The sequence below is a fragment of the Micromonospora sp. NPDC003944 genome, assembly GCF_053605225.1.
Genome location: NZ_JBSGIV010000036.1, coordinates 64576 through 72079, shown reverse-complemented (window position 1 = coordinate 72079; position 7504 = coordinate 64576). Strand labels below are relative to the sequence as shown.

Genomic DNA, 7504 nt, shown 5'->3' with positions numbered 1-7504 from the left:
CGGGCGACAACGTGACGCAAACCTCTTGATCAACAAGGACGAGAGGGGTTGGGGGGGTGGGCGGGGTGGGGGGTTGGGGGGTTTAGGGGGTTTTGGGGGTTGGGGGTTCGCCGGAGTCCAGGACTGCCTGGGTCCAGCCGCCCTCGATGACGCCGCTCGCGTTCAGGACGGCCCAGTCGACCACGTCGGTCACCTCCACGACCACGGGGGCGCCGATGCGGACGCTCTGGTCGGTGTTGGCGTCGCTGGCGCTCACGCCGACGATGCGCTCCGGGGTCTCCCACGAGGTGACGCCCGCCCAGACGTACTCCGGGCCGTCGTCCCCGGGCAGGCCGTACTTCACCACCAGCTGCGACTCGGTGGGGAACCGGCCGGCCACGAACCGGGCCCGCGCGTCACCGAGCGCGGCGCGGGCGGTGGCGACCGCCCGGCTCATCGCGTCACCGGAGCGGGCGTAGCGCACGTCCGGTTGGATCCCGGAGAACAGGGTCGCGCAGGCGGCCGCGTAGTAGCGCCCGTCCGGGCCGGGGTGCCCGGCCGGTGGGCGCAGGCTGAGGAACGAGTCGGCCTCCGGGTCGGTCGCCGGGTCCAGTTCGAGGCGGAGCAGCACCGGGGCGGTGGCGCCGTGCTGCTCCGGATTGCCGTACGCCACCGCGATGTCGTGCCCGGTGACCGTGGCCAGCACCGGCAGCTGCACGAACGCCGGCACCTCCTCGCCGGTGAGCCCGTCGGTCCAGTCCCGCAGCAGCCGGCGGGCCGCCCCGGTCATCACCGCGCCCCAGGCCCGGGTGAGGTGGTCGGGCACCCCCTGGGTCTGCAACTCCAGCAGGCCGAAGCGGCGCAGCCCCTTCGTCGTGAACCACAGGCCCTCGGTGTCCGAGGAGTACGGCACCAGCACCCAGTCGACGAGTCGGATGCGGCCCTGCTCGTCGGGGAGGGAGCGCAGCGCGGTCGCCGGGTCGAGGAACTGCAGGCCGAAGACGTCCACCACGTCGCTGTCGACGGACTCCGCCACGGCGGCCGCGACCGCCCGGGCGGCCCACTCGTGCGCGGGCGGCCAGCCGGGCCGGTACTCGGCCTGCACGACCACCAGGTGCGTCGCCGCCGCCAGCCGGGCCAGTTGCTCCTCGGTGGCGCCGAACGCGGTGAGCAGGTCCGGCGGCAGCTCGGGGAACTCGGCGATCGGCCGGGTGTCGACGCTCATCAGCGGGCTGTCGAGCATCTGCCGGGCCAGCCCGTGCACCGGCTCGGCGAGGCGGCCGGCCAGGGCCGCCACCGCGGTCTTCGCACTGACCTTCGGTAGCCCCACCATCGGCACCAGATAGGTCGCGCTGAGCGACTCCGGCACCGGTACGGGCAGGAAGTCGTCAGTGATGAGCATTGTGGGATCCCCCGGTGGCCGCGCCGGTGTTGTCGAGCCGAACGCTACCCGGCCCGCCCTGCCCGGTTCAGCCGGACAGCACCAGACCCAGGTAGACCAGCGTGGTGACCACCTCGACGGTCGCGCCGAGGACGTCGCCGGTGATCCCGCCGAGCCGGCGTACCACGTGGGTGAGCAGCGCCAGCGCGACGGCGATGGCGGCCACGACGGCCACCGGCCCCTGCCACGGACGGCCCGGCGCCGCGGGCACCGCAAGCAGCACGACGGCGACCGCGCCGGCGGCCAGGGCCACCGGGCCGACCGTGCCGGCGACGAGCGCGCCCAGCCCGTCGGGCCGGGCCGCCGGCACACCCCGTCGGCAGGCCAGCGTGACGCCGAACCGCCCGGCCGCGGTCGCCGCGACCACCGCCGCGAGGCACGCCGGCCAGGACCGACCCGCGAGGTCGGCGAGCGCCGCAGCCTGCACCAGGAGTACGACCACCAGGGCGACCACCCCGAACGGACCGACGTCCGGCTTCTTCATGATCTCCAGGGCGGCCGCCCCCCGCCGGTACGAGCCGAGCGCGTCCACCGTGTCGGCCAGCCCGTCCAGGTGCAGCCCTCGGGTGAGCAGCGCGGCGACGCCGACTGTCACACCGGCCGCCACCAGCGGGGGAGCGAGCGCGCCGGTCAGCAGCAGCACACCGGCCAGCAGGGCGCCGAGCAGCGCCCCGACCACCGGGGCGAGGGCCATCGCCACGCCGGCGACCTGGCAGTCGATGCGCCCGGCCCGCACCGGCAGCGTGGTGAACGTGGTGACCGCCAGTCGGGCTCCGGCGAGGAGCCGAGGCTCAGCCGGCACGCCAGCCCGACGCCGGCTGCTCGTCCGCCCCGGTGCTGGTCGGGCCCGGCCCGGCCGGCTCCGGCTCGGCGAAGTCGGGCTCGGTCGAGTCGGGCCCGGTGGAGTCGAGATCAGCGAGGTCCGGGTCGGTGGACTCCGGCTCGTCACCGCTCAGGCCGATGTCGTCCGCGCCGGCAAGCGACGGGTGCACCGGCAGCGCGGCGGAGAGCGCCAGCACCGAGCGCAGCAGCGGCAACGCGACAAGCGCGTTCGCGCCCTCGCCGAGGTCCAGCCGCAGGTCGAGCAGCGGGGTGAGGCCCAGCACGTCGGCGGCGAGCCGCACTGCCGGGTGCCCGCCGTGGTCGGCAAGCAGGCACCAGTGTCGGGCCTGCCCGGCCAGGTCACGGCTCACCATGCCGGCGGCCAGACCGACAGGTCCGTCGAGCAGCACCGGCACCCGGCGGGCGGTGGCGCCGAGCAGCACGCCGGTGGCCACCGCCACGTCGCCGCCGCCCAGCTCGGCCAAGATGTCCTTGGCGCCACGCGACGACCGGCGGGTGCGGTGCAGCGCGTCGCGTACCGCCGCGCAGCGGATCATCCACGCCGCGTCGTCGATCTCGCCGGAGTCGGTGATCACCCGGCCCAGCACGGCGGGTGGTTCCGCGCCCGCGGTGGCCGCGAGCACCGCCGCGGCCGCCGCCTCGGTGCCGGCACCGCACGCCCCGAGAACAAGCAGTTGTACGCCGGCGTCGGCGGCCTGTTCGGCCAAGCGCCAGCCGTAGCGCAGCGCGGACTCCACCTGCTCCGCCGCGAGGGCCGGCTGGTCCTCGATCGGCGCGGAGGCCGGAGTGTCCACCACCTGCAGACTGGCGCCGCTCTCGGCCGCCAGCCGTGCCAACGCGCCCCGGCCGGCGCGGGCCTGCGCGGCGCGGCGCGCGGACTCACCGGCGATGGAGCCGGCCGCCGCGCCGCCGGCGTGGTCGCCGTGCAGCAGCAGCACCCGCACCGAGCCCCAGGCGGCGGGGGTCGAGGTGCCCTGGGTGGCGGCGGCGAAGCCCACCACCCGGTCCAGTACGCCCAGCCCGGCGCCCGGTACGTCGAGCGTGGCAAGTCGGTCCACCGCCTGCGGGCCCGCGTACTCGTCGGGCATCGGCAGTTCCATGCCGGGCTGGATGACCAGCCCGGTGGCCACCATCGGCAGCGCCATGGTCGGTGCGGCCCAGGCGTTGCCCGGCTCCTGGGTCGGGGCGGCCGGCGGCGTGTGGGTCAGCACCTCGGGCAGCTGCACCTCGGGGGTCGGCCCGGTGTCGGCCAGGCTCGCCAGCACCGGTGCGCTTGCGGCGGCCGTCGACGAGGTCACGGTGGCGGGTGTGGCCGGCTCGGCCGCGCTCACGGTGGCGGCCGTCGGCGTGCTCACGGTGGCCGCAGCGGCTGCCGGCGTGCTCACGGCGCTCGGCCCGGTCGCGCCGGCGGCCGGCTTGAGCCAGACCGGCTGACCGGCGACGACAAGCGCCACCGCGTCGCAGGCGTCGGCGACCGCGCGGTTGGCCGCGCCCAACGCGTCGGTGAACGCCCGACCCAGCGGGGTGGTCGGCACCAGCGACAGCCCCACCTCGGGGCTCACCAGCACCACCCGGGCGGTGCAGCCGCGGATCGCCTCGGCCAGCTCGGCGATCGTCGCCACGTCGTCGGCGGGCTGGTGGTCCGGGTCGAGCAGCACCGTCACCCAGCCGCCCAGGTCGTCGACGAGGAACGTCTCGTTGGGCTCGGCGGACGCGAGCACGTCGGCCAGCCGGCGTGGGTCCGCCGAGGTCTCCTCGGTGGTCCAGCTGCCCGGCCGTCGGGCGCGGTGCGCCGCCAGCCGGGTCGCCCACTCGGTGTCCTCCGGGTCGCCCTCGGGCGCGGTGGCGACGTAGCGGACCACCGGCGCGTCGGTGACCAGGGACTCGGCGAACTCGGACTTGCCGGACCGGATACCGCCGAGCACCAGGACCGTGTTCCACCCGTCAACGGACATGCCCGTACCTTAGTTCGCTCGCCTCATGTCTGGGCACGTCGCCCCAGCCCTCGCGAAGATCAAAGCCCGTTCCGCAACCATTGCGGGAAAGCGTCCAGTTTCCTGCTCCGGACGCGGCGCGACCCCGGGCCGCCTCACCCGCCGCCGCTGGCAATCTTGGACACTTACCGTTCGCGCGTAACGGAAAGTGTCCAAGATCTACCCTGCCAACTCCCGCGCGCACGCGGGGACCACCGGCGCGGTTGGCGATGATCAGTCGCAGTGTTCGAAGCCGCTGCCGTAGCTGGCCCCGCCGGTGGCGCCGCCCCACTTCACGCACGTCCCGGCGGCACTGGCCTTCACCGGCCCGGCGTAGTAGTCGAACGACCCGCTGTCGGTGCTCCGGGCCCGCCCCTGCACCTCCAGGTACGCGGACGCCGCCGACTTCGTCCCGACCGCGGTGTCCTTGAGGGTGACCACGCAGTTGGTGCCGGTGCCCGAGTGGTACGTCAGGAATACCCGGCCCTTGCGCTTCCCGTCCGTGCCCGTCAGTGTCGCCGAGTCGATCACCTGGTAGCCGCTGCCGCACGCCTGCGCCGCAGTGTACGGGTTGGGTCGGCTGGACGGGGTGCGGCTGGGCGTCGGTCGGCTGCTGGTCGTACCTGTCGGCGTGCTGCCCGGTGCGCCGGCGGTCCGGCCCGGCCCGCCGCTGGCCGTCGGGTCTGCCGGGGATCCGGTCGGGTCGGCCGTCGCGGTGCGGGCGGCGCCGGGCGTACCGCTGGGTCGGGGCCCGGTCGTGGTCGCCTCCCCGGGCGGGGGCGGTGCGTCGGTGACCGCCACCGACTCGCCGGCCAGCGCGGGTGGCTGGTCCGTGGAACCCGGCTTCGCCTCGGGCCGCAGCGCCACCACGGCCACCGCGACGACGAGCGCGACGAGGACGACCGCGCCCGCCCCGACCAGCAGTGGACGGCGTCGGCCCACCGGCCCGATTCCGATCGCGTCCTCCCGGGTCGGCTTCGGCTCGGTCGTCGGTTCGACCGCGACGCTCGCCGCTGGGCGTAGAGCGGCAGGCCCCGCCGACACCGACCCGGCGGGCGGCGTCGCCGCGACCGGCGAGGCGGAAGACAGGCTGGCCGGCGAGGCGGGAGCCAGGCTGGCCGGCGACGCGGAAGCCGGGCCGGCCGGAGTGGCGAGGGACGGGCCGGCCGGCGGCGCGGGGGCCGGGATGGCGGGCGAGGCGGCGGCCGGGACACCCGGGGTGGGAGCGGCGAGCGCCCACGGAGGTCGGGCCGAGACCGGGATGCTCGCCAGGGTCGCGTCCCGGGCGTCGGCGGCGGCAGCGGCCAACTCGGCGGCGCTGCCGAACCGGTCCTCCGGACGCTTGGCCAGCGCGCGGGCCACCACGGCGGCGACCGCCGGTGGGGTGTCCGCCGGCAGCGCCGCCGGGTCCTCCTGGGCGTGCCGCAGCGCCACCGCGAGCGGGTTGTCACCGTGGAAGGGCGGCTGGCCGGCAAGGCAGAAGTACGCCACCGCGCCGAGCGCGTAGACGTCGGTGGCGGCCGAGACCGGCTGACCGGTGGCCTGCTCGGGCGACATGTACGAGGCGGTGCCGAGCACCATGTTCGCGGCGGTGAGCCCGGCCATGTTCCGGGAACGGGCGATGCCGAAGTCGACGAGCACCACCCTGCCGTCGGCCTTGACCAGCAGGTTGCCCGGCTTCACGTCGCGGTGCACGATGCCGGCGAGGTGGGCGGTGTGCAGCGCGTCGGCGGCCTGGGCCAGCACCGACATGGTGGTGGCCGGATCAAGCCGCCGCACCGTGCGCACCCGGACGGACAACGGCTCGCCGTCGACGTACTCCATCACCAGGTAGTCGACCTGGCTGCCGTCGTCGAGCACGGCCTGCCCCACGTCGTGCACCGGGACCACGCCGGGGTGCCGCAGCGCGGCGAGCATCCGCGCCTCGGCCCGGAAACGGGCGGTGAACTCCGGATCGGCGACAAGCGACGGGAGCAGCACCTTCACGGCGACCTCGCGTTCGAGCAGCACGTCCGTGCCGCGCCAGACCGCGCCCATCCCGCCCGTCGCCACCCGTTCACCGAGCCGGTACCTGTCGCCGAGCAGCACTCCCCGTGTCAGCACCGAGCCACCGTACCGGCCGACGTCGATCGGATCGATCCACCCCGTAGGCCTCCGCCGGGGGAGAGCGAGCGGCCGTTGCGCGCCGGGCCGACTACGCTGGCGGGGGTTCGTCCCACGGGGACTTCAGCGGCGAGGGGAGACGCGGCATGGCGTGGAGCTGGCGGTACGAGGGCACGGACGGCCAGACGGTCGAGGGACCGGCGGAGTCGTTCGGCAGCCAGGCCGACGCCGAATCCTGGGTCGGTCAGTCCTGGCGTGAGCTCGCGGCGTCCGGCGTCACCTCGGTCGCGCTCGTGGAGGACGACCGGGTGGAGTACCGGATGAGCCTGCTGCCCACGGCCGAGTGATGGCCTACGACCGCCCGAGCGGCGACGGGCTGGTCCTCGGCGTCCCCAAGGCGGCGTTCCGCCCCAGCCCGGTCTTCCTCGGCCTGGTCGCGCTCTTCGCGGTCAGCGGGGTGCTGACCTGGAACGCGTACGGCAGCGTCCGGTTCAACGTCTTCCTCTTCGTGGTGTCCGGCTGGCTGGTGTCGCTCTGCCTGCACGAGTACGCCCACGCGGTGGTGGCCTACCGGGCCGGCGACCGGGACATCGCGCACCGCGGTTATCTGACGCTCAACCCGTTCAAGTACACCCACCCGTTGCTGTCGATCGTGCTGCCGGTGGTGGTGGTGCTGCTCGGCGGCATCGGCCTGCCCGGTGGCGCGGTCTGGGTGGACCGGCACGCCATTCCGGGTCGGCTGCGGCATACCCTGGTCAGCCTCGCCGGCCCGGCGACCAACGTGCTGTTCACGTTGGTGTTGGTGGTGGCGGTGCGGCTCGGCACCCAGTCGGGTGGTCCGGTGGAGTTCTGGGCCGGGGTGGCGCTGCTCGCCTTCCTCCAGCTCACCGCAAGTGTGCTGAACCTGCTGCCGGTGCCCGGCCTGGACGGCGGCAACATGATCCAGCCGTGGCTCAACCCGCAGTGGCGCAAGATGTACGACCTGTTCGCGCCGTACGGCTTCATCCTGCTGTTCGCGCTGCTGTGGAACCCGCGCATCGGGGGCTGGTTCTTCGACGCGGTCTTCGCGGTCGGTGACCTGCTCGGTCTGCCCTCGTGGCTGTACGCCACAGGTCTGGAGCTGATCCGCTTCTGGCAGGGCTGAGCCGACCCGACCCGGTCGGCG

General features: G+C 74.9%; 6 protein-coding genes. 2 read left to right on the top strand and 4 right to left on the bottom strand.

The features are described 5' to 3' along the window. Positions 1-82 precede the first annotated feature (82 nt). The 4 genes from ACWER9_RS19165 to ACWER9_RS19150 form a co-directional block, all read right to left on the bottom strand. Positions 83-1381, bottom strand: a complete 1299-nt coding sequence (locus tag ACWER9_RS19165) for a DUF2314 domain-containing protein (protein WP_452303098.1) — start codon at positions 1379-1381, stop codon at positions 83-85. Between the two features lie 67 nt (positions 1382-1448). Continuing rightward, on the bottom strand, positions 1449-2222 hold the full coding sequence (gene cobS / locus ACWER9_RS19160) for an adenosylcobinamide-GDP ribazoletransferase (RefSeq protein WP_452303097.1): 774 nt from the start codon (positions 2220-2222) through the stop codon (positions 1449-1451). Next, the gene (locus tag ACWER9_RS19155) at positions 2212-4218 is read right to left on the bottom strand and encodes a bifunctional adenosylcobinamide kinase/adenosylcobinamide-phosphate guanylyltransferase (protein WP_452303096.1); all 2007 of its coding nucleotides are present in this window, start codon (positions 4216-4218) and stop codon (positions 2212-2214) included. The genes cobS and ACWER9_RS19155 overlap by 11 nt, the downstream gene beginning before the upstream one ends. Positions 4219-4470: 252 nt before the next feature. Further along, positions 4471-6339 carry a protein kinase domain-containing protein gene (locus ACWER9_RS19150; RefSeq protein WP_452303095.1) on the bottom strand — a complete coding sequence of 623 codons (1869 nt, stop codon included), beginning with the start codon at positions 6337-6339 and terminating at the stop codon, positions 4471-4473. A 146-nt stretch (positions 6340-6485) separates the two neighbouring features. Between ACWER9_RS19150 and ACWER9_RS19145 the strand changes: the two genes are divergently transcribed. Both ACWER9_RS19145 and ACWER9_RS19140 read left to right on the top strand, forming a co-directional pair. Further along, a complete protein-coding gene (locus ACWER9_RS19145) occupies positions 6486-6686 on the top strand; it encodes a hypothetical protein (protein ID WP_452303094.1) in 201 nt (66 codons plus the stop codon). Beyond that, entirely contained in the window at positions 6686-7483 is a 798-nt protein-coding gene (locus ACWER9_RS19140) for a site-2 protease family protein (RefSeq protein WP_452303093.1), read from the top strand. Before ACWER9_RS19145 ends, ACWER9_RS19140 begins: the two co-directional genes overlap by 1 nt. Positions 7484-7504 lie beyond the last annotated feature (21 nt).

Coding starts and splice junctions, on each gene's coding strand:
- ACWER9_RS19165 (WP_452303098.1), bottom strand. CDS start 1,381: ATGCTCATCACTGACGACTTCCTGCCCGTACCGGTGCCGGAGTCGCTC.
- ACWER9_RS19155 (WP_452303096.1), bottom strand. CDS start 4,218: ATGTCCGTTGACGGGTGGAACACGGTCCTGGTGCTCGGCGGTATCCGG.
- ACWER9_RS19145 (WP_452303094.1), top strand. CDS start 6,486: ATGGCGTGGAGCTGGCGGTACGAGGGCACGGACGGCCAGACGGTCGAG.
- ACWER9_RS19140 (WP_452303093.1), top strand. CDS start 6,686: ATGGCCTACGACCGCCCGAGCGGCGACGGGCTGGTCCTCGGCGTCCCC.